Genomic DNA, 20,465 nt, shown 5'->3' with positions numbered 1-20,465 from the left:
TTATGCGCTCCTGTCTGACCGCCGTAGTCCCCATTCTGCTTGCCGCGATGCTTGGCGAGTGTGCGCGGGGTACGTCGCGGTCGGCCGCGTGGCAACGCGTCCATACGCGCCGCGCCCGGGTCGCCAGTCGAGCGCGCCACTGGATCCCAATCCATGAAACGTATTTTGGTCAACGCCACCCAGCCGGAAGAGCTGCGGGTGGCCATCGTCGATGGACAGAAACTGCATGACCTCGACATCGAGGTCGGTTCTAGAGAACAACGCAAGGCCAATGTCTACAAGGGACGCGTAACCCGGGTCGAGCCCAGCCTGGAGGCCGCCTTCATCGATTACGGTGGCAATCGCCACGGGTTCCTGCCGCTCAAGGAAGTCGCCAAGTCCTACTACGAGAAAGCGGACGGCAACGGCAAGGCGACGCTATCCGAAGGCCAGGAAGTCATTGTCCAGGTGGAGAAGGAGGAACGCGGCAACAAGGGGGCCGCGCTCACCACCTACATCAGCCTCGCCGGGCGCTATCTGGTGCTCATGCCGAACAACCCGCGGGCGGGCGGCGTGTCCCGTCGCATCGAGGGCGAGGAGCGTAACGAGCTGCGCGAAGCACTCAACGAAGTCCAGGTGCCCGAGGGCATGGGCGTGATCGTGCGCACCGCCGGGGTCGGCCGCTGCGCCGAGGAACTGCAGTGGGATCTGGACTATCTCGCGCACGTCTGGAAAGCGATCAACGATGCGGCGGACGCGCGCAAGGCGCCGTTCCTGATCTACCAGGAATCCAACGTCATCATCCGCGCGCTGCGCGATTACCTGCGCGATGATATCGGCGAGGTCGTCATCGACCAGCCCGAGGTCTACGAGACCGGGCGCGAGTTCATGCAGCAGGTCATGCCGCACGCCCTGAACAAGCTCAAGCAATACACCGATGAAACGCCGCTGTTCTCGCGTTTCCAGGTCGAGTCGCAGATCGAATCCGCCTTCGAGCGCGAGGTCACCCTGCCCTCCGGCGGTTCGATCGTAATCGATCACACCGAAGCCATGACCTCGGTCGACATCAACTCGGCACGCGCCACCAAGGGCGCCGGCATCGAGGAAACGGCCTTCAACACCAACGTCGAGGCGGCCGAGGAAGTCGCGCGTCAGCTGCGCATTCGCGATCTCGGCGGCCTGGTGGTGATCGATTTCATCGACATGGAGAGCGCGAAGAACCAGCGCGAAGTCGAGAATCGCCTCAAGCAGGCGGCCAAGGCCGATCGCGCGCGCGTCCAGATCGGGCGGATATCGCGCTTCGGCCTGCTGGAGATGTCGCGCCAGCGGCTCAAGCCGTCGCTGTCCGAATACTCCAGCCAGGTCTGCCCGCGCTGCCTCGGCCGCGGCTCGATCCGCAGCGTCGAATCGCTGTCGCTGTCGATCCTCCGCTTGCTGGAAGAGGAGGCGATGAAGCCGGGTACGGGCCGCGTGATCGTGCAGTTGCCGATCCCGGTCGCGAGCTTCCTGCTCAACGAAAAGCGCAGCGATCTGGCGGACGTCGAACGGCGCGCCAAGACCCGGATCACGCTGGTTCCCAACAACGAACTCGAAACGCCGCACTACGAGATCCGGCGCGTCCGCGGCGACCAGCTCACCGAAGAAGACAACAACGCCGCCAGCTACAAGATCGACACCCAGGTCGATATCGAAAAACCGGCGGAGCCCGATCACCAGGCCAGTACGCGCAAGGCCCGCGAGGAGCCCGCGGTCAAGCGCGTCGCCCGTCCCGATGCGCCGGTCATCGAGCGCAGCGAGCCCGCCAGCACCACCGCCGGCGCCAGCACCCCGCCGCCGGCGGCAACACCCGAGCCGGCCGCCACCATGACCCCATGGCAGCAGCTCTGGGACGCGCTTCGGCGCATCTTCAGCGGCGAGGCCGATCTCGGCGCCTCAGGCTCGGGCCCGGCCAGCCGCGAGACAACCACGCAGAAAACCGAACACGACCAGCGCCGCCGCGGCGCGGACGCGAAGTCCGGCGACGAGTCGGCCGGCCGGCGCGCGGAATCCGGCGACGGCAACGCGAAGACAAATGCGCGCGGCGACAAGTCGCGGAATGACGACAACAACCGCGGCACCGGCAACAGCCGGAGTGGCAACAGCCGGAATGGCAATCGTCGGCGTGGCGGGCGCAACCGCAGTCGCGACGAGGACAGCAACGGCCAGTCGTCGAAGCAGAGTCCGGGCCAGAATGCGGACAAGGCGGCGCCGAAGCAGGACGCCGGGAAGTCCGACAAACCGGCCGAGGACACGGCCCAGAGCAACCGCGACAAGGCCGCCGCGGCACGCAAGGACGCCGACAATTCACGCAGCAAGGCCGCCGAAGCGCAGGCCAAACAGTCCGCGCAGGGCAACAAGCGCGCGGACAATAGCGCGAGCCGCAAGCCGGAGCCGAAGACCGACGACGCCGATCAGGCCAGCGACGAGCCGAACCGGACGAACAACGACGCATCGGGCGCCGATGACAACACCGGATCGGGCGAAGCCAAGCGCGGCCGGCGCCGTCGGCGCGGCGGCCGCGGCCGGCGCGGTGGCCGCAAGCGCGGTGGCGGCACGGACAACGACACCGACGAACAGAAGGCGGCCACGACGAGCGATACCGCTAACGGCGCGGCAAGCACCGAAGACGAGGCGTCGGGCGCGGATCAGCACGCGCAGGCCGCGCAGACCCGGCCCCGTTCCGACGCAGGCGAAGCCGAGATGGCCGGGGGCGACGACGACAACACGCCCGCGGCAGACCGGAAGGCCGAGGGATCGGCGGATACGTCTTCGAAACGAAACCGGGGCGATGCCCAGGCCAGTGAGGACAGGCCGGATCGGGGTGCCGATGGCCAGAACGGCACAAAACGCCAGCCCAGGGCGACGCTTCCCGAAGTCGAGGACAAGCCCTGGTCGGCCGTGACCGCGAGCGATAACGCCCGCAGCGCCAGCCAGAATGACAACGACACCCCCGCGGCACCGAAAACCGAACCCGAGGGTGGCAAGCCGGACAAGCCCAAACGCCGCCGGCGGGCCAAGGCTTCGAGCGCCGCCGATACGGCGGACGCTACCCCGGGCGAAGACGCGCCGAGCGCGCCGGCCGCCGGCCAGGACGACGGCACGACGGCGGATTCGAGCGAGATTGCCGACAAGCCACGCAAGAGCAAGCCGAAACGTCGGCGTTCGACCGCCAGCAAGGCGGCCGCCAGTGAGGACACGGATGGCCAGGCCGCCGCGCCGGCCGAGCCGAACAAGACGCCGCAGGAAGCGCCGGCTGCCAGCGCCGAGGAGTCGGCCGCCGTGTCCGAGTCGGGCGAGGCCGCCGGCAAACCGGTCGACACCCCGGCCACGGCCGCCACGCCGGACGCGTCGAGCGCTTCGCAGACCCCGTCGGCACGCGTTGATGACGTGACGCCGGCCACGAACGCCCACGAGGTGAAAGCAGACGAAGCCGGGCATGCGTCCGACACCGCGTCGCCGACCGGCGCTACGCAACCGGGCAACGATGAGCGCGCCCGCCTGCAGCAGGTCGAAACCAGTGCGGCGGCGACATCGCAGCCCGAGACCGAAGACCGCGTCGCCGACGCATCGACCGAGGCGGCGCACGATGAGGCCGCGACCGCGTCGGCCGACGACGAACCGGTTGCCGCCGCTGCCACGCGCGTCGCGGCATCGGCGGTCGTTGAGGCGGCGTCCCCCGCCGAGCCCGAACTGACGCAGGTGGAAACGCGTTCCGAGCAGGCGCCGCACGCCGCGCACGGAGCCGATACCGAAGCCGGGACCACGACGCAGGACGGCGAGAAAACCCAGCCGGACGATACCCCGGCCGCGTCTGCGGACAAGGCAGACGAAAGCCCGGAAAAGCCCCGCTGATCGCGGGGCAGATGGCCGTTGCATCGGTTCGCGCCCGGCATCGGGCCTGCCTTGTCGTGCCGCGTGCCGCGCGCGGCACGGCAAGGCACCGACACCAGACGATGAATTGACGTAACGAGACATAGCACGCAGCCGGCCCCTTGAGCGCCTGTTTCAATAGCGGCAAGCGCGGGCCGGTTGCCCGGTCGGGCTCAGCGTGCGACGAGACGCCCGCTGATATCGACGATCAGCCCCTCGATACAGGTTTCGATCATGTTCAGTACACGATCGAATCCACCCGCGCCGCCGTAATACGGGTCGCCCACGGGCTGGCCCCGGTATTCGGCGCTGAAGTCGCCGAGCAGGGCGATTCTGTCCAGCAATTCGCGACGACCATCGGCCATGGCCCGAAGATCGGCCCGATTGCTCTCATCCATGGCAATCACATAATCGAAGGCCGCCAGATCGACCGGCGATACCTGCCGCCCGCGCAGGCGGCTGAGATCGTAGCCGCGGGCAGCGGCCGCCGCCATGGCGCGCCGATCCGGCGGCTCCCCCACGTGCCACGGCCCGGTGCCGGCGGAATCCACCACCACACGCCCGGCCAGACCCGCCGCGTCGAGGCGGCGTCTCATGATGCCTTCGGCCGTGGGCGATCGGCAGATATTGCCGAGGCACACGAACAGGACACGCATTTCGGCGTTGTTCTCGAGCCCGCTCATGCGCCCTGCATCCGCTGTGTCACGAGGGCGAGATCGGCTTCGGTGTCGACCCCGGGCCCCGGCAGGGCCACGGCATCAACCAATGCGATCGGCAGCCCGATATCGAAGGCGCGCAGCTGCTCCAGCGATTCATGGCGCTCGAGAAAACCGGGCGCGGTGGCGGCGAAGGTCCGCAGGGCGTCGACCCGGTAGGCGTAGATGCCGAGATGGCGCTGGGCCGCGCCCTCGAAGGCGGTGTTGCCGCTGTCGCGGTGATAGGGAATCGGCGCCCGGCTGAAATACAGCGCGCGTCCTCTCGCGGCCACCACCTTCACGATGTTCGGGTTGCGAAAATCCTCGGCGCTGGCAATCGGCGTCGCGGCCGTGGCCATCGCGGCGCCGGGATCGTCGTGCAGCGCCTGTGCCACCTGATCGATCAAGGCAGGCGGCATCATGGGCTCATCCGCCTGCACATTGACCACGATCGCGTCGGCCGCCCACTGCGCCCCTGCCACCACCTCCGCGATGCGATCACTCCCACAGCTGTGCTCCGGGCGCGTCATGACCGCCCGCGCGCCGGCCCGCTCGACCGCCGCCGCGATTTCCGCCGAATCGGTCGCCACGATCACCGAAGCCGCGGAACTCGCCGACGCGGCCCGACAGACGTGCTCGACCATCGGCCGGCCCGCGATCTCGCGCAGCACCTTGCCCGGAAGACGCGTACTGGCCAGTCGGGCCGGAATGACGACGTGAAAATTCATTCGTGCTCCTGCATGGGAACGATGCGCCGCAGTAACGCATCGATGTCGTTCGTACAATCCGGCGACAAGCGCGTGGTGACCGGCACGGCCCAGAGGTCGCGGTCGCCGAAGCGCGTGCATTTCACCGCATCCTTTTCGGTCATCAAGACGGGCCGATCGTCGCCGAACGCGAGATCGGCGCGCCGGTAACGATGGTGATCGGGTGCGGCATGCCGAATCACGTCGAGACCGGCGGCTTCGAGCATATCGAAAAATCGCGCCGGCTCGCCGATGCCGGCCACGGCATGCACCGTCGTGCCGCGAAAGCTCTCCAGCGCCGCCATCCGGCCATCGCGCAGCGAACGCGCCCGGCCCGGCTCGAGCCAGAAATCGCGACCCGCGCCCTGGACACACTCCAGATCGACCCGAGCCAGACGGCTTGTCGGCTCGCGCAGGGGCCCGGCCGGCAGCAGCCAGCCGTTACCATAGCCGCGGCGCGCGTCCCGCACGGCGATCTCGGCGTCGCGCGCCAGCCGATAGTGCTGCAAGCCATCGTCGGCAATGACCAGGTCGACATCGTGCCCGGCGATCAGATGCCGCGCCGCGGCCACCCGGTCCGGATCGACCACCACCGGGATGCCGGCGCGCTGTGCAATCAGGACCGGCTCGTCGCCGCCCTCGGCGGGTCGCGTGTCGGCGCGTACCGTCAGCGGATAATGCGCGGCGTGCCCGCCATAGCCGCGCGCGACCAGCCCGGGGCGCAGCCCGAGCGCGCGCGCGCGTGCAATGACGGCCAGTGTGAGCGGCGTCTTGCCGCTGCCGCCGACGCTGATGTTGCCCACCACGAGCACCGGCCGCGCCACGCGTTGCGCGGCCCGCCAGCCCCGCCGGTACGCCATCCGGCGGCCGGCCACGATCATGCCGTAGAGTACGGCCAGCGGCACCAGCGCCCAGGGCGCATGCGCACCATACCAGCGCCGCTCGATCGCTACCGACCACCGCGATCGGCTCACGCCCCGTCCGGACGTGCGAACTGGATGTCGTGCAGGCCCCGATAATGACCGGCATGCGCCATCAGTTCCGCGTGGCTGCCCTGCTCGACCACCCGGCCATCGTGCATCACCACGATGCGGTCGGCATCCTGGATGGTCGACAGGCGATGCGCGATCACCAGGGTGGTGCGATCGCGCATGAGGTTGTCGAGCCCCTTCTGGATCGCCTTCTCCGACTCCGTGTCCAGGGCCGAGGTGGCTTCGTCGAGGATCAGGATCGGGGCATTCTTGAGCAGCGCGCGCGCGATCGCCACACGCTGTCGCTGGCCGCCGGAGAGCATCAGGCCGTTCTGCCCCACAAGCGTGTCGTAGCCCGCGGGCAGTGATTCGATGAAGTCAGCCGCGTAGGCGCGACGCGCGGCGTCTTCGATCATCCCGCGCCGGGTGTCGCCGAGCGCGCCGTAGGCGATGTTGGCGGCAATCGTGTCGTTGAACAACACCACGTTCTGGTCGACCAGGCTGATCTGGCGCCGCAAGTCGGCCAGCCGGTAGTCCGCAATGGGCACATCGTCGAGTGCGATCCGCCCCGTCTGGATATCGTAGAAGCGCGGCAGCAACGACAGCAGCGTCGACTTGCCGCTACCCGAGCGGCCCACGAACGCCACCGTCTGCCCCGGTTCCACATGGAAGCTGATGTCGTCCAGCACGTCGTGATCACCGCCCGGATAACGAAATGATACATTCGCCACATCGATCCGGCCCGCGGCGCGCGCCAGGCGGCGCGTGCCGCGGTCGGGCTCGCCCGGCTCGTCGATCAATTCGAAAATCGCACCCGCGGCCGCCATCCCCGCCTGAATCGTGGCATTGACCCCGGTGAGGCGCTTGATCGGGCCCATCGTCCCCATCATGGCGCCGAAGAAGGTGGCCAGATCGCCCGGCGTCATCACGCCGCCGCCGGTGTTGTGCACCGCCACCGCGACCACGAACGCAATGGCAATGGCCGCAATGAACTGAATCACCGGTATGCTCGCCGCGCTCGTGGTGGCCTTGCGCATCGACACCTGCCGATTGCGGCGGTTGACCCGCTCGAACGCATCGCGCTCCTGGTCCTCGCCACCGAAGACCTTGACCACGCGCTGGCCGGTCAGCGCCTCCTCGCTGATGTGCGTGATGTCGCCCATCGACTGCTGAATGGTGGCGCTGTAGCGCCGGAATCGCCTCGACACATGATTGACGATCAACGCAATGATCGGGCCCACCAGGAGCGTGATCAGCGCCAGCGACCAGTTGACCCAGAACATCAGCAGCGTGAACCCCACGATGCGCAGGGTGTCCTGGATGACGATGGTGATCGCGCTGGTGGCCGCCCCGGAGATCTGGCTCGTGTAATACGTCAGCATCGCCGTCGTGCGGCCGGTGGTATGACGGTCGAAGAAACTCGCCGGCAGGCGCAGGAACTTCTCGAACACGTCCGAGCGCACGTTGTAGACCACGTGGTTGGCGACCCAGGCCATGCAATAACTGGCCACGAAGCCGGCGATGCCGCGACCGACGAACAGGCCCAGGATGAAGACCGGGATCCAGCGGATCATCCACGGATCGCGATGCACGATGCTGCCGTCCAGCAGCGGCTTGAGGATATAGATCAGGGCCGTGTCGGCACCGGCGTACACCGCCATGCCGGCGCCCGCGAAAGCCAGCCAGTGCTTGTAGCGCCAGGTGTAGCGCAGCAGACGAGGATAGATTTCCCCGATCGGCATATCGGTTTCGATGCTGTTGCGCGCCAACTGGACTGCTCCCTGTCGCCCCGGCTCGCGGCAGCCGGCTGGCTCGGACGAGCCGCTGCATGGCTCGCCATGGCCGCTCCCACGGCCGCTGCCGTGAACGCGCATGATAATCATGCAGTTGCCGAGGGGCTACCCGCCGGGCCGCGGCTGCTGCCAGAAACGACGGTGCTGCCAGCGCCAACGCGTCACCCGCGGCGCATGCGGCGCCGGCCACGCCACCTCCAGCGCCCCGGCGGTCGCGGTATTGAACAGCTCGATGCCGCGCGCTCGATAGCGGGACACCACCGCCGGCCGCGGGAACCCCCAGCGGTTGTGCCAGCCGGCGGATACCAGCGCCACCGCCGGGTCCACTGCGTTGATGAATGCCGGCGAAGACGAGGTCGTGCTGCCATGGTGCGGCACCACCAGGACATCGCTCGCGATCGCTTCGCCTTCCCGTTCCAGCAGCGCCCGCTCGCCCGGGGCCTCGATGTCGCCGGTCATGAGCACACTCGCGCCCGGCGCATGAATCCGCAGCACACAGGAATACTCATTGCTGTCATGTGCGTCGGCGGCTTCGGCCTCGCTGGGATAGCGCAGGTCGAAATCCACACCGTCCCACCGCCAATGCTGACCGGCGCGGCACGGATCCCCGCTGTGCGCGCCCTGGCGATGCAATACCTCAGCCTGCGCCATGACCGCCGCTGCGCCGCCGACATGATCCATGTCGCCGTGGCTGATCAGCAGCCGGTCGATTTCAAGCCGCCCGACCTGGCGCAAATACGGCAGCACGATCATGGCGCCGGCATCGAAACCTGTGCGGTACGCCGGTCCCGCGTCGAACACCAGCGTGTGATGCGCGGTGCGAACCACACTCGCCAGCCCCTGTCCGACATCGAGCACGGTCAGGCGAAAACGGCCGGGCGCGATGGCCTGACCGGACGGGCGCCAACCAATGACCGCCGGCAGAATGAGCATTGCGCCGAGCGCACGAATTCGCCACGGCACCGGCACGGCCGCCAGCAACAGGGCAGTGATGGCAAGGACGAGCGCCAGCCCGCCCGGCAGCACGTGATGGAATGACGCCAGCGGCCATTGCGCCGCCCATTCCAGACCCGGCCACAGCGCGGCCAGCGCCGCGGCGATCTTGGCCAGCAACCAGCCGCCCGCACCGGCCGGCGCCACCAGCGCGGCGACCCCGCCCAAGAGCACGAGCGGTACCGCGAGGCTGGCCGCCGGGATCAGGAGCGCGTTGACCAGCGGCGCCACCAGCGACGCCTGGCCAAAGAACCAGAGCGTGAGCGGCATCAGCACGGCCACCAGACCGAGCTGGAAGTACAGCGCCTTGCGCCACCAGGCCCCGTCCACCAGGGTCGCGATCCAGATCAACCATGCGACCGCCGCAAACGACAGCCAGAACCCGGGCGCGATCACCGAGGCCGGATGCCACAGCACCACGATCAACGCCGCCCAGGCCAGCGCCCGGCTGGCGCCGATATCGCGTTCGGCCACCACCGCAGCCAACAATACGGCCGCCATGATCACCGCGCGCTGGGTGGGCAGCGCCCAGCCGGCCAGCGCGGCATAGCCGACGGCCCCGGCCATTGCCACCACGGCGGCCACACGCCGCGCCTGCCGCGCCGCGGGCGTACGCAGCGTCAGCCAGCGGGCGACGGCAAACAACAGGCCCGCGATCAGGCCGATATGCAGGCCCGATATCGCCACCAGATGCGTGGTGCCGGTGGCGCGCAGCGTCGCCCACTGGGCATCGGTGATGTGTTGCCGCACGCCCAGCGACAACGCCTCGATCAGGCCGCGCATGGGCCGCTGTTGCAGGATGGGCGCGAGGCGTTGCAGCGCAGCATGGCGCAGTCGATTGATGCTCCAGACCGGTGCCGCATGGCATGCGGCGGAATCGCGGACATAGCCGGTGGCGTCGATCCCCTGGCGCCAGAGCCAGGCGCTGTAGTCGAAACCGCCCGGGTTGGCCGAGCCGTGCGGCGTCGACAGCTTGGCCCGGACATGCAGGCAATCGCCGGGGGCCAGCGCCGGCGGCTTGCCGTACCACGACAGGCGCAGCCGCCGGGCCGGGTTGCTCGTCGCCATCTCGAAGCGTGTGCGATAACGCCCGGCCTCCGGTAGACCGACCACATGACCGGTCAACCACACGATCTCGCCATCGGCCGCCGCCGGCAGGCGATCGGCCATGGCGTGGTGCGCCTGAATCAGGCTCCAGGCCGCCATCGTGCCGACGACGGCCAATAATGCGCGGCCGGGGAACCGGGCCATACAAAGCAGCAGCGGGGCCAGCAACCAGGCCGGGCTGGGCAGTTCGGGCAGTTGATACACGGCCGTGACGGCCGCCACGCCGGCGACGGCGATCAGCCGGACATCGTCGAACACGGCAAACCACGCCAGCGAGCCGGTCGGCCCATGGCCCATCACTTCCCCCTAGTGTCCTGTCACGGGTATTTTGCCGTATTCAGAACGCCTGTGCGGGCCCAGCACAAGGCGCGCGACTGCGCCATAGCGTGCCTATGGCAAAGGAGTGCAACGCGGTGATGGGCGCGCACAGGCGTTCCCTTCGGGATATCGGGTGCGGGGCGAGGCGGCGCGCGCCCGTGGACGGCGTTGCGCCGTTTGGCCAGGGGGATGCCCTGGCCGGCGCGGCGCGCCTTGCCACGAACGCGCGCCGCCTCGCTGAATGCGACAAAATACCCGTGACAGGACACTAGCCGCTGCGCGGCCGTTCCGGGATCGAGACTAGCGCGACGCCGCGGTCGGTACCAGCCGGGACGGCACCGAACGGCGCATGGACCGGGCCGCCCGAGTGGGTCAGACCGCGGCGATCACACCAACTCGGAAAGCTCGGCGGGGGCCAGGTGACCATCGGTGAGCGTCCAGATCTGGTCCATGCGCTGGGCCAGCTGCCGATCGTGGGTCACCATGACCAGACTGGTGTCGAGATCGGCGTTCAGCTCAAGCATCAGATCGAACACGCTCGCCGCCGTGCGGTGATCCAGATTGCCGGTCGGCTCATCGGCCAGGATACAGGCGGGCTGGGTCACCAGCGCCCGCGCCACGGCCGCGCGCTGGCGTTCACCGCCGGACAGTTCGGTCGGCTTGTGCTCCAGCCGCGCGCCGAGACCCACCTTCTCCAGCAGCTCACGTGCACGGGTCAGCGCCGGGCCATTCGGTCCACGGCGGAGCATCAGCGGCATGGCCACGTTTTCCACCGTGGTCAGTTCCGGCAGCAGATGATGGAACTGATAGATGAATCCCAGTTTCTCGTTGCGCAGGCGGCCACGAGCGGCATCGGACAGGCGCGTCATGTCCTGGCCGGCGATATGCACAGTGCCGGTGGTGGGCACGTCGAGCCCGCCGAGCAAATGCAGCAACGTGGACTTGCCCGAGCCCGAGGCGCCGATGACCGCGATACGCGCGCCGGGCGCGACATCCAGATCCACACCGTCGAGCACCGTGATCGGCTCGCGCACTTCGGTGAAGGTCTTGCTCAGGCGGCTCGCCGAGAGCACGAAATCCGCAGGGTTGTCACTCATAGCGCAGCGCCTCCGCCGGCTGCACGCGCGCCGCCCGCCAGGCCGGATACAACGTGGACAGGAACGACAGCACGAGCGACAGACACGAGATGCGGATCACGTCCGCCTCGTGCAGCTCGCCCTTGAGCTGGCTGATGTAGTAGACATCGGCCGACAGCAGGTTAGTGTGCAGCACCTTCTCCACGAACGGCACGATATCGACCATGTAGATCGACAGCAGCACGCCGAGGACGACGCCGATCGCGGTGCCGATCACCCCGATCAGCATGCCCTGGACCATGAAGATCGCCATCACCGATTTCGGTTTCATGCCCAGCGTGCGCAGGATCGCGATATCACCCTGCTTGTCGGTGACCACCATCACCAGCATGGACACGATATTGAACGCCGCCACCGCGATGATCAGCGAGAGAATGATGAACATCATCGTCTTCTCGGTCGCGATGGCGTGGAAGAAGTTCGCATTCTGCTGGGTCCAGTCGGTCACGCGATAGCGATACGGCAGGATTTGCGACAGCCGATGCGAGACCTGCGGCGCCTTGAACATGTCCTTGAGCCGCAGCCGCAGCCCGGTCACGCCGTCGCCCATGTGATAGAGCGTCTGGGCGTCCTTCATCGAGATCAGGACCATGCCACTGTCGTATTCGTACATGCCGACGGAAAAAATGCCGGAGACATGAAACCGCCGGAAGCGCGGCACGATGCCGGCCGGCGTGACGTTGGCCTCGGGGATGAGCAGATCGACATTGTCGCCCACACCCACACCGAGCTGATTGGCCAGATCGACACCCAGAATGATGTTGTAAGTGCCGCCCTGCAGCGAATCGAACGATCCCGCCACCATATGACTGGCCACATCCGAGACATCCTTCTCGCGCTTGGGCACCACGCCGCGAATCAGCGTGCCGGAGATCGAACGGCCACTGCGCACCATGCCCTGGCCGGAGACATACGGCGCCGAGGCCACCAGCTGCGGCGTCCGCTTGTCGACCTGCTTGCGCAGATCCTGCCAGCCCTGCAGCGCGCCGTTGTTGGCCTGGATCTCGACGTGCGCGGCCATGCCGAGGATGCGATTGCGCAGCTCCGACTCGAACCCGTTCATCACCGACAACACGGTGATCAGCAGCATCACGGCGAGCGCGATCCCGCCCATCGATATCGACGAGATGAACGATATAAAATGATTGCGCCGCTTGGCGCGCGTGTAGCGCAGGCCCAGCGCCAGTTCGAGTGGTCTAAACATGGCCGCGCATTAAATCACACAGACAACGATCGGCACAGCCGCGCATCGCGTGCTCCGGTGGTGGGAAAAGCATGGACATACCGCGAGGAACATTTCGCACCCGATGGCTTCAGATCGCGATTCTCTATGTTTTGACCGCAACCGCCACGGGCGCATCCTTCGCCGCAGACTATGCCAGCCCGGAAGACGGCACGACGAACACAACCCAGTCCGGACGCGCACAGCCCCGCCGTCCCGTCGCGCCGCGCGCTTCGGCCGCGCCCGCTTACGGCGACCTGCCGCACCGCGGCCAGACCATGGCGGCGGTCCGCGCCCGATTCGGGCCGCCGCGCTCACGACGCGGCCCGGTCGGGCGTCCGCCGATCACGCGCTGGAACTACCACCGCTACCATGTCTACTTCGAAGACAACCGCGTGATCCATACCGTGATACCGAACCACCCCGAACCGCTGTACCACGTCGATCAGCTCCAGGCCGTCCGGCCGTGACGGCGCGCCACCTACCCGCCGAATGGGCGCCGCAAAGCGCCACCCTGCTGGTCTGGCCGCGCGCGAACGGCGACTGGGGCGACGGCGTGACGGCCGCGCGCGACACCGTTGCGGCGATGGCCAGCGCCCTGCTTCGTTTCCAGCCCGTGGTCCTGGTGGCGCCGGACGACGACTGCGCGGCTGATATCCGGGCGCGCAGCCGTCATGACGACGCGCCGCTCGCCGGCATCCGGATCGCGACCTGCCCCGCCGACGATATCTGGGCACGCGACACCGGCCCGGTCACCGTGCACGAGGCCGGCCGGCGCCGATTCGTGGATTTCCGCTTCGACGGCTGGGGCGGCAAGTTCGAAGCCGCGCGTGACGATGCGCTCACGGCTGCGCTGTATGCCGATGGCGCGCTCGGGCCCGGCGACCCCGAACACCACACCGCCGTGCTCGAAGGCGGCAGCATCGAATCCAATGGCCGCGGCACGATCCTGACCACCGAGCGCTGCCTGCTCGCCGGTGAGCGCAACGCCGGCTTCACGCGGGCCGACGCCGAACGGCTGCTCGCGCGTACCCTGGGCGCCCGCACCATCCACTGGCTCGCCCACGGCAACCTCATCGGCGACGACACCGACGGCCACATCGACACCCTGGCCCGCTTCGTCGCCCCCGACACCATCGTGCATCAGGGCTGCGCCGATCCGGCCGACGCACACCACGCCGATCTCGCGGCCATGGCCGGCGAACTCGCGGCGCTGCGCGACGCCAACGGCGCCCCTTACAAACTGATCGAGTTGCCGCTGCCCGCGCCCCGATACGACCCGGAGGACGGCCATCGACTACCCGCCGGCTACGCCAACTTCCTGATCGCCAACGGCTGCGTGCTGGTGCCGGCTTTCGATGACCCGGCCGACGCCGAGGCGGCGGCGATCATCGGTCACTGCTTTCCCGATCGAGAGATCATCCGCATCGACAGCCGTGCATTGATCCGCCAGCATGGCGGGCTGCACTGTGCGGCCATGCAGATCCCCGCCGAGCCCGACCATGCCTGATGCCCGCAACCTGACCGTCGCCGTGGCCCAGTACGCCTGCACCGACGACGTCGAGACCAATCTCGCCACGGCCGAGCGCTACATCGCCGAGGCCGCTCGCGGCGGCGCCCGTCTGGTGCTGCTGCCCGAGCTGCACAACACGCCGTATTTCTGTCAGCGCGAGGATCCGGCGATCTTCGATTACGCCGAGCCCATCCCGGGCCCGTCCAGCCAGCGTCTGGCGGCGGCGGCGGAAAAGGCGGGCGTGGTGGTGGTGGCCTCACTGTTCGAGCGGCGCGCGCCCGGGCTGTATCACAACACCGCCGTGGTGCTCGACGCCGACGGCCGGCTGGCCGGGCGCTATCGCAAGATGCATATCCCGGACGACCCGGAATACTACGAAAAATACTATTTCACGCCGGGCGATCTCGGCTTCACGCCGATCGACACCTCGATCGGCCGGCTGGGTGTTCTCGTCTGCTGGGACCAGTGGTATCCGGAGGCAGCGCGGCTGATGGCGCTCGCCGGCGCCGAGCTGCTGATCTATCCTTCCGCGATCGGCTGGGATGACGCCACCGACGACGCCGCCGAGCAGGCGCGTCAGCTCGGCGCCTGGCAGGGCGTGCAACGCGGCCATGCCATCGCCAACCACCTGCCGGTGGTGACCTCCAACCGGGTGGGCGTGGAAGGCGATAACGGCACCGAGATCCGTTTCTGGGGCCACAGTTTCGTATTCGGGCCACAGGGCGAGACGCGGGCCGAGGCCGGCGAAATGCCCGAACTACTGATCGCCGACCTCGACCTGCATCACACCGAGACGCTGCGGCGTATCTGGCCGTTCTTCCGTGACCGCCGCATCGATGCCTTCGGCGACCTGACCCGGCGCTTTCGTGACTGACCGGGTCGCGGCTCGCCGCGACATTCGCCCCTATGCAATAATCCGCGCCCTCTCATGGTAGCCAGCACACCTCAAATCGCCGCGCCCAGCCCGCTGTCGCCGCCGGCGCTCGTCCCCGGCGCGGCCGCGCGCTGGAGTCGGCTCGCGGGCGCGGCCAGCGCGCTGGCCCTGGCCTCGGTCGCCGCCCAGCGACCGGGGCTGACCGTGGCCGTGGTCGCCGACGAACATCGCGCGTATCGGCTGGAAGACGAACTGAAGTTCTTCGCGGCGGCGGACCTGCCCGTGCATCATTTCCCGGACTGGGAAACGCTGGCCTACGACGTATTCTCGCCGCACGCCGACATCGTCTCGCAGCGGTTGTCGCTGTTGTTCCGGCTGCCGTCCATGGGCCGCGGCATCGTGATCGTGGCCGCGGATACCCTGCTCCAGCCGCTGCCGCCGCACGCCTTCGTCGATGGCCGCGCCATGGCGTTCGCGGTCGGCGAACGGCTGGATTTCCATGCCCTGCGCGAGCGCCTGGAAGCCGCCGGCTATGCCGCGGTGTCGGAAGTCCGCACGCACGGCGAATTCGCCATCCGCGGCGCGGTGATGGATCTGTATCCGACTGGGTCGGACCAGCCCTACCGGCTGGACCTGTTCGACGACGAAATCGAGACCATCCGCGCCTTCGACCCCGAGACCCAGCGCTCGACCGAGAAGATCGACTCGATCCGCCTGCTGCCCGCGCGCGAGTTCCCGCTCGACGACGACGCCATCAAGGCATTCCGCCAGCGCTATCGGCAACGGTTCGACGGCGATCCGGGCGCAAGCGCCATCTATCGCGATATCTCCCGCGGCATCCCGCCGGGCGGCATCGAATCCTATCTGCCGCTGTTCTTCGACCAGGTCTCGGCACTCACCGATTACCTGCCGGGCAACGCCTGCCTGGTGGAACTCGGCGATGTCGCGGCCGCACTGGACTCGGCCTGGGCCGCGATCGCCGATCGTCACGAACAACGCGGGGTGAATCCGGAACGCCCGATTCTGCCGCCCGACGAAGCATTCATCGAACCCGCCACCCTCAAGTCGGCGTTCGACGCACTCACCGGCGCGCGTATCGTCGACGACGATGACGGCGATGCCGTCTTCGCCGCCCAACCCGTACCCAGGCTGGCCGGTGCCGACGTCGCGGCGACCGGGCGTGCATTGCAGACATTCTTCGAGTCATTCGAAGGCCGCGTTCTGATCACCGGCGATTCCGCCGGCCGCCGCGAAGCCATGCGCGACTGGCTCACCCAACTGGGGCTGGCCCCGGCGCGGGTCGAGGACTGGGACGAATTCAGCCGCGGCAACAAGCGCATCGCGGTAACCGCCGCGCCGCTGGAGGCCGGTTGCGTACTGGCCACCGACGGCCTCGCGGTGATTGCCGAAAGCCAGCTCACGGGCGCCAGACCGCCGGCCAAGAAACGCCGCCGGGCGCCGGCGCGCGATCCGGAAACCGCAATCCGCGAGCTCACCGATCTCGCCCCCGGCGCGCCGGTGGTGCATCAGGACAACGGCGTCGGGCGTTATCAGGGCCTGATCAAGCTCGCCGCCGGCGGCGTCGAGAATGAATTCGTCACCATCGAATATGCCGGCGGCGACCTGCTGTACGTGCCGGTGTCCTCGTTGCATCTGGTGCATCGCTTCACCGGCGGCGATGCTGAAACCGCGCCGCTGCACCGGCTCGGCAACGACCGCTGGTCCAGGGCGCGCAAGAAAGCGGCCCAGCAGGCCCGTGACACCGCCGCCGATCTGCTGGAGATCCAGGCCAAGCGCGAATCCGCCCCCGGCGTCGCGATGACGCCGGACGAGGCCGATTACGCGAAGTTTGCCGCCCAGTTCCCTTTCGAGGAAACGCCGGACCAGCAGCGCGCCATCGACGAGGTCATGGCCGATCTGTCGCGCGCCACGCCGATGGACCGGGTGGTCTGCGGCGACGTCGGCTTCGGCAAGACCGAGGTCGCGCTGCGCTCGGCGTTCGTGGCCGTGTCGTCCGGCTACCAGGTGGCGGTGCTGGTGCCGACCACCCTGCTCGCCCAGCAGCATTACCAGAGCTTTGCCGACCGCTTCGCCGACTGGCCGGTGAGAATCGGCGCGCTGTCGCGCATGCGCACCTCCAAGCAGCGCGACACCCTGCTCGAGGAGATGACCGACGGCAAGCTCGATATCGTGATCGGCACGCATCGCCTGCTGGCGAAGGACATCCGCTTCAAGAAGCTGGGGCTGTTGATCGTCGACGAGGAGCATCGCTTCGGCGTGCGCCACAAGGAGCGCATCAAGAGCCTGCGTGCCCAGGTCGACCTGCTCACGCTCACCGCCACGCCCATTCCCCGTACGCTCAATATGAGCCTGTCGGGCCTGCGCGATCTGTCGATCATCGCCACGCCGCCCGAGTCGCGGCTGGCGATCGAGACATTCGTGTCGAAATACGACGGCGTGCTGCTGCAGGAAGCCGCGCGCCGCGAGATGCGTCGCGGCGGCCAGATCTATTACGTGCACAACAAGGTCGCCGATATCGAGCGCAAGGCACGCGATCTGGCCGAGCTGCTGCCCGAGGCGCGCATCCGCATCGCCCACGGGCAGATGCACGAGCGCGAACTCGAACAGGTGATGCTCGATTTCTATCACCGCCGCTTCGATATTCTGCTGTGCACCACGATCGTGGAATCCGGCATCGACGTACCGAGCGCGAACACCATCATCATCGACCGCGCCGATACCTTCGGCCTGGCCCAGCTGCATCAGCTGCGGGGCCGGGTCGGACGCTCGCATCACCGGGCCTATGCCTATCTGCTCACGCCCGACGATGTCTCGATGACCGCCGATGCCCAGAAGCGGCTCGACGCGCTGGCCTCGCTGCACGATCTGGGCGCCGGTTTCGCGCTCGCGACCCACGATCTGGAGATCCGCGGCGCCGGCGAACTGCTCGGCGAAGGCCAGTCCGGCCAGATCCAGGAAATCGGCTTCGATCTGTATCGCCAGATGCTCGACCGCGCGGTGGCGGCCTACAAGCGCGGCGAAGTGCCGGATGCCGATGCCGACGAGCTCATGGGCGCCACGGAAGTGGAGTTCAGTGCGGCCGCCCTGTTGCCCGAGGATTATATTCCGGACGTGCACATGCGCCTGGTGTTGTACAAGCGCATCAGCGCGGCCAAGGACGGCGCCGCCCTGCGCCAGCTCAAGATCGAATTGATCGATCGTTTCGGATTGCTGCCGGAGCCGGCGGAGAATCTGTTCGCGGCAACCGAACTCAAGCTCCAGGCCGCGCCGCTGGCCCTGGCCAAGCTCGAGGCCGGCCCGGACGTGGGGCGCCTGCATTTCGGCAAGGCCAGCAAGGTCGACCCGGCCACGCTGATCACGCTGGTCCAGGCCGACCCGAAGGCCTACCGGCTGGAAGGCGACGCCAAGCTCGTGTTCTTCCGCGACATGCCCGACATGCCGACCCGCGTCGAGCGCGTGGCCGAACTGCTGGAGAAACTGGGCGCGCCGCGGGTCAACGAAGCCGAGGAAGCGGTCGCCGGCTAGATCGCTCGTTGTGCAACGGAAAAATCCGCAAATGGACGCCGATCAACACGACACCGACACGCCGGAGGCGAATTCAGCACCGAACTCCGGTCATCATTGGTGCGCTTGATTATGTACGATATTCAGCGGGCTGAATAAGCAACGACATTTTGTCCGCAAATGCACGCGAATGAGCGCAAATTAAAGAAGATCAAGGCACGGCTGCTTCGGGTGCGTGAACAATCGCGGCGTCAAGCCTCTGACTGAACTTCGTACATCATTTAAGTTCGCGCGCATTTGCGTTTATTTGCGGACTGCCTTCCGAAACAGCCGCGACAAAACCGTCTAGAGGGCCGGCAGCACGGTTTCCAGCAGGCGCTCGACATCGTGCATGCCCTGGGCCAGGGTCGCCTCGATCTCGGCATGAATCGCCAGCCCGCCGGTCCGGCCGGCGGCCTTGTTCACCACCACCGCGGCACAGGCATAGTCCAGACCGGCCTCACGCGCCAGCCCGGCCTCCGGCATGCCGGTCATGCCGACGATGTCGCAGCCGTCGCGCTCCATGCGATCGATCTCGGCGGCGGTTTCCAGGCGCGGGCCCTGGGTCACACCGTGCACGGCTTGCCGGGCCGGATCGAACCCGAGTTGTTCGGCGGCGCGGATCAATGCCCGACGCAGCGCGGGGGTGTAGGGGTCGGTGAAATCGACATGATCCAGCTCGCCGCGCGCCGGATCGTCGTAAAAGGTGTGTGCGCGTCCCCAACTGTAGTCCACGATCTGGTGCGGCACCACGATCCGCCCCGGCCTCATGGCGGGGGCAATGCCGCCCACGGCCGCGACGGCGATCACCTGGCGACAGCCGGCATCCGCGAGTGCGCGGATATTGGCGCGATAGTTGATGGCATGGGGCGCGATCCGATGGCCGGGCCCATGACGCATGACAAAACAGACCTCGCGACCGGCGAACCGGCCGGCGACCCGCGGGCCCGAGGCGCGGCCGAAGGGGGTGTCTGGCGCGTTTGCGTCGGTCGCCGCGCCCTGAACACCGGCGAGGTTGGCCAGCGCGGTGCCACCGATGATGCCGATCGGCGCACTCATCGGCTGTCGTCCGCCTGGCCGATCGCCCAGACCCCGGGCAACTGGCGGTAATAGCCCTTGTAGTCCATCCCGGAGCCGAAGACATAGCGATCGGCCACGGTGCAGCCGACATAGTCGGCGCTCAGTCCGGGGACCCGGCGATCGTGGTCTTTCAGCAGCAGCATCGCCGTGCTTACCGAGGCCGCGCCCTGACCGCGGATGGCGTCGAGAATCGCCGCCAGGGTATGGCCTTCGTCGATGATGTCGTCCACGATCAGCACATGCCGGCCGTTCAGGCGCAGGCTCGGGCTGACCTTCCACACCAGTTCGCCGCCCGCGGTGTCACCGCGATAGCGGGTGGCGTGCAGGTAATCCAGCTCGAATGGAAACGCCAGGCGCTTGCCGAGTTCGGCGGTGGCCTGCAGCCCGCCCAGCATCACGCACATCACCACCGGGTCCAGCTCGGCCAGATCGCGGCTGATCTCGGTGGCCATGCGGTCGTAGGCCGCGTTGATCTCGGACTCGGAGATCAGGCAGTCGGCCCCGGCGTACACGGCCCTGGCCTCGTCATAGCGCTGTCGGTCAAAACCGCTCATCGTCATCCCTG

14 protein-coding genes are annotated in these 20,465 nt (G+C 67.9%); 5 read left to right on the top strand and 9 right to left on the bottom strand.

Translation table 11 applies throughout. The features are described from left to right. Window positions 1-153: 153 nt before the first annotated feature. Window positions 154-3,870, top strand: coding sequence for an Rne/Rng family ribonuclease (locus tag ACS8Y6_RS04595; RefSeq protein ID WP_440855061.1), 3,717 nt, complete (start codon window positions 154-156; stop codon window positions 3,868-3,870). A gap of 191 nt (window positions 3,871-4,061) precedes the next feature. On the opposite strand, the gene ACS8Y6_RS04590 is transcribed toward ACS8Y6_RS04595, so the two are convergent. From ACS8Y6_RS04590 to ACS8Y6_RS04560, 7 genes are all read right to left on the bottom strand, one after another. Beyond that, window positions 4,062-4,571, bottom strand: coding sequence for a low molecular weight protein-tyrosine-phosphatase (locus ACS8Y6_RS04590; RefSeq protein WP_440855060.1), 510 nt, complete (start codon window positions 4,569-4,571; stop codon window positions 4,062-4,064). Then, window positions 4,568-5,311 (bottom strand): 3-deoxy-manno-octulosonate cytidylyltransferase, encoded by a 744-nt coding sequence (kdsB, locus tag ACS8Y6_RS04585; RefSeq protein WP_440848285.1) that lies wholly within the window; start codon window positions 5,309-5,311, stop codon window positions 4,568-4,570. Before kdsB ends, ACS8Y6_RS04590 begins: the two co-directional genes overlap by 4 nt. Continuing rightward, window positions 5,308-6,303, bottom strand: coding sequence for a tetraacyldisaccharide 4'-kinase (lpxK, locus tag ACS8Y6_RS04580; RefSeq protein ID WP_440848284.1), 996 nt, complete (start codon window positions 6,301-6,303; stop codon window positions 5,308-5,310). Before lpxK ends, kdsB begins: the two co-directional genes overlap by 4 nt. After that, a complete protein-coding gene (msbA, locus tag ACS8Y6_RS04575) occupies window positions 6,300-8,042 on the bottom strand; it encodes a lipid A export permease/ATP-binding protein MsbA (RefSeq protein WP_440855059.1) in 1,743 nt (580 codons plus the stop codon). The genes lpxK and msbA overlap by 4 nt, the downstream gene beginning before the upstream one ends. A 156-nt stretch (window positions 8,043-8,198) precedes the next feature. After that, window positions 8,199-10,490 (bottom strand): DNA internalization-related competence protein ComEC/Rec2, encoded by a 2,292-nt coding sequence (locus ACS8Y6_RS04570; RefSeq protein ID WP_440855058.1) that lies wholly within the window; start codon window positions 10,488-10,490, stop codon window positions 8,199-8,201. Window positions 10,491-10,897: 407 nt separating this feature from the next. Next, window positions 10,898-11,608: a lipoprotein-releasing ABC transporter ATP-binding protein LolD gene (gene lolD / locus ACS8Y6_RS04565; RefSeq protein ID WP_109994367.1), complete on the bottom strand. Its 711-nt coding sequence runs from the start codon at window positions 11,606-11,608 to the stop codon at window positions 10,898-10,900. Next, window positions 11,601-12,851 (bottom strand): lipoprotein-releasing ABC transporter permease subunit, encoded by a 1,251-nt coding sequence (locus tag ACS8Y6_RS04560; RefSeq protein ID WP_440848281.1) that lies wholly within the window; start codon window positions 12,849-12,851, stop codon window positions 11,601-11,603. Before ACS8Y6_RS04560 ends, lolD begins: the two co-directional genes overlap by 8 nt. A gap of 131 nt (window positions 12,852-12,982) precedes the next feature. Here ACS8Y6_RS04560 and ACS8Y6_RS04555 point away from each other — a divergent pair, with 131 nt between their 5' ends. The 4 genes from ACS8Y6_RS04555 to mfd are packed head-to-tail and all read left to right on the top strand — an operon-like array spanning window position 12,983 to window position 18,802. Continuing rightward, window positions 12,983-13,339 (top strand): hypothetical protein, encoded by a 357-nt coding sequence (locus ACS8Y6_RS04555; RefSeq protein WP_440855057.1) that lies wholly within the window; start codon window positions 12,983-12,985, stop codon window positions 13,337-13,339. Continuing rightward, entirely contained in the window at window positions 13,336-14,379 is a 1,044-nt protein-coding gene (locus ACS8Y6_RS04550) for an agmatine deiminase family protein (protein ID WP_440855056.1), read from the top strand. The genes ACS8Y6_RS04555 and ACS8Y6_RS04550 overlap by 4 nt, the downstream gene beginning before the upstream one ends. Then, on the top strand, window positions 14,372-15,256 hold the full coding sequence (locus ACS8Y6_RS04545; protein WP_440848278.1) for a carbon-nitrogen hydrolase: 885 nt from the start codon (window positions 14,372-14,374) through the stop codon (window positions 15,254-15,256). Before ACS8Y6_RS04550 ends, ACS8Y6_RS04545 begins: the two co-directional genes overlap by 8 nt. Before the next feature lie 54 nt (window positions 15,257-15,310). Next, window positions 15,311-18,802 carry a transcription-repair coupling factor gene (gene mfd / locus ACS8Y6_RS04540; protein ID WP_440848277.1) on the top strand — a complete coding sequence of 1,164 codons (3,492 nt, stop codon included), beginning with the start codon at window positions 15,311-15,313 and terminating at the stop codon, window positions 18,800-18,802. A 324-nt stretch (window positions 18,803-19,126) separates the two neighbouring features. Here mfd and ACS8Y6_RS04535 read toward each other — a convergent pair whose 3' ends face one another. Beyond that, window positions 19,127-19,879: an S-methyl-5'-thioinosine phosphorylase gene (locus ACS8Y6_RS04535; protein ID WP_440855055.1), complete on the bottom strand. Its 753-nt coding sequence runs from the start codon at window positions 19,877-19,879 to the stop codon at window positions 19,127-19,129. After that, window positions 19,876-20,454: a hypoxanthine-guanine phosphoribosyltransferase gene (locus tag ACS8Y6_RS04530; protein WP_440855054.1), complete on the bottom strand. Its 579-nt coding sequence runs from the start codon at window positions 20,452-20,454 to the stop codon at window positions 19,876-19,878. The genes ACS8Y6_RS04535 and ACS8Y6_RS04530 overlap by 4 nt, the downstream gene beginning before the upstream one ends. Window positions 20,455-20,465: the final 11 nt, after the last annotated feature.

This window comes from Salinisphaera sp. RV14, from assembly GCF_052044135.1.
Taxonomy (GTDB): Bacteria; Pseudomonadota; Gammaproteobacteria; order Nevskiales; family Salinisphaeraceae; genus Salinisphaera.
Note: the sequence above shows the minus strand (reverse complement) of the source record. Positions and strands in the feature narration are given on the sequence as shown.

Bases quoted from the DNA above. Each gene is read 5' to 3' on its own strand.
- ACS8Y6_RS04595 (WP_440855061.1), top strand. From the start codon at position 154: ATGAAACGTATTTTGGTCAACGCCACCCAGCCGGAAGAGCTGCGGGTG.
- ACS8Y6_RS04590 (WP_440855060.1), bottom strand. From the start codon at position 4,571: ATGAGCGGGCTCGAGAACAACGCCGAAATGCGTGTCCTGTTCGTGTGC.
- kdsB (WP_440848285.1), bottom strand. From the start codon at position 5,311: ATGAATTTTCACGTCGTCATTCCGGCCCGACTGGCCAGTACGCGTCTT.
- msbA (WP_440855059.1), bottom strand. From the start codon at position 8,042: ATGCCGATCGGGGAAATCTATCCTCGTCTGCTGCGCTACACCTGGCGC.
- ACS8Y6_RS04570 (WP_440855058.1), bottom strand. From the start codon at position 10,490: ATGGGCCATGGGCCGACCGGCTCGCTGGCGTGGTTTGCCGTGTTCGAC.
- lolD (WP_109994367.1), bottom strand. From the start codon at position 11,608: ATGAGTGACAACCCTGCGGATTTCGTGCTCTCGGCGAGCCGCCTGAGC.
- ACS8Y6_RS04560 (WP_440848281.1), bottom strand. From the start codon at position 12,851: ATGTTTAGACCACTCGAACTGGCGCTGGGCCTGCGCTACACGCGCGCC.
- ACS8Y6_RS04545 (WP_440848278.1), top strand. From the start codon at position 14,372: ATGCCTGATGCCCGCAACCTGACCGTCGCCGTGGCCCAGTACGCCTGC.
- mfd (WP_440848277.1), top strand. From the start codon at position 15,311: ATGGTAGCCAGCACACCTCAAATCGCCGCGCCCAGCCCGCTGTCGCCG.
- ACS8Y6_RS04535 (WP_440855055.1), bottom strand. From the start codon at position 19,879: ATGAGTGCGCCGATCGGCATCATCGGTGGCACCGCGCTGGCCAACCTC.
- ACS8Y6_RS04530 (WP_440855054.1), bottom strand. From the start codon at position 20,454: ATGAGCGGTTTTGACCGACAGCGCTATGACGAGGCCAGGGCCGTGTAC.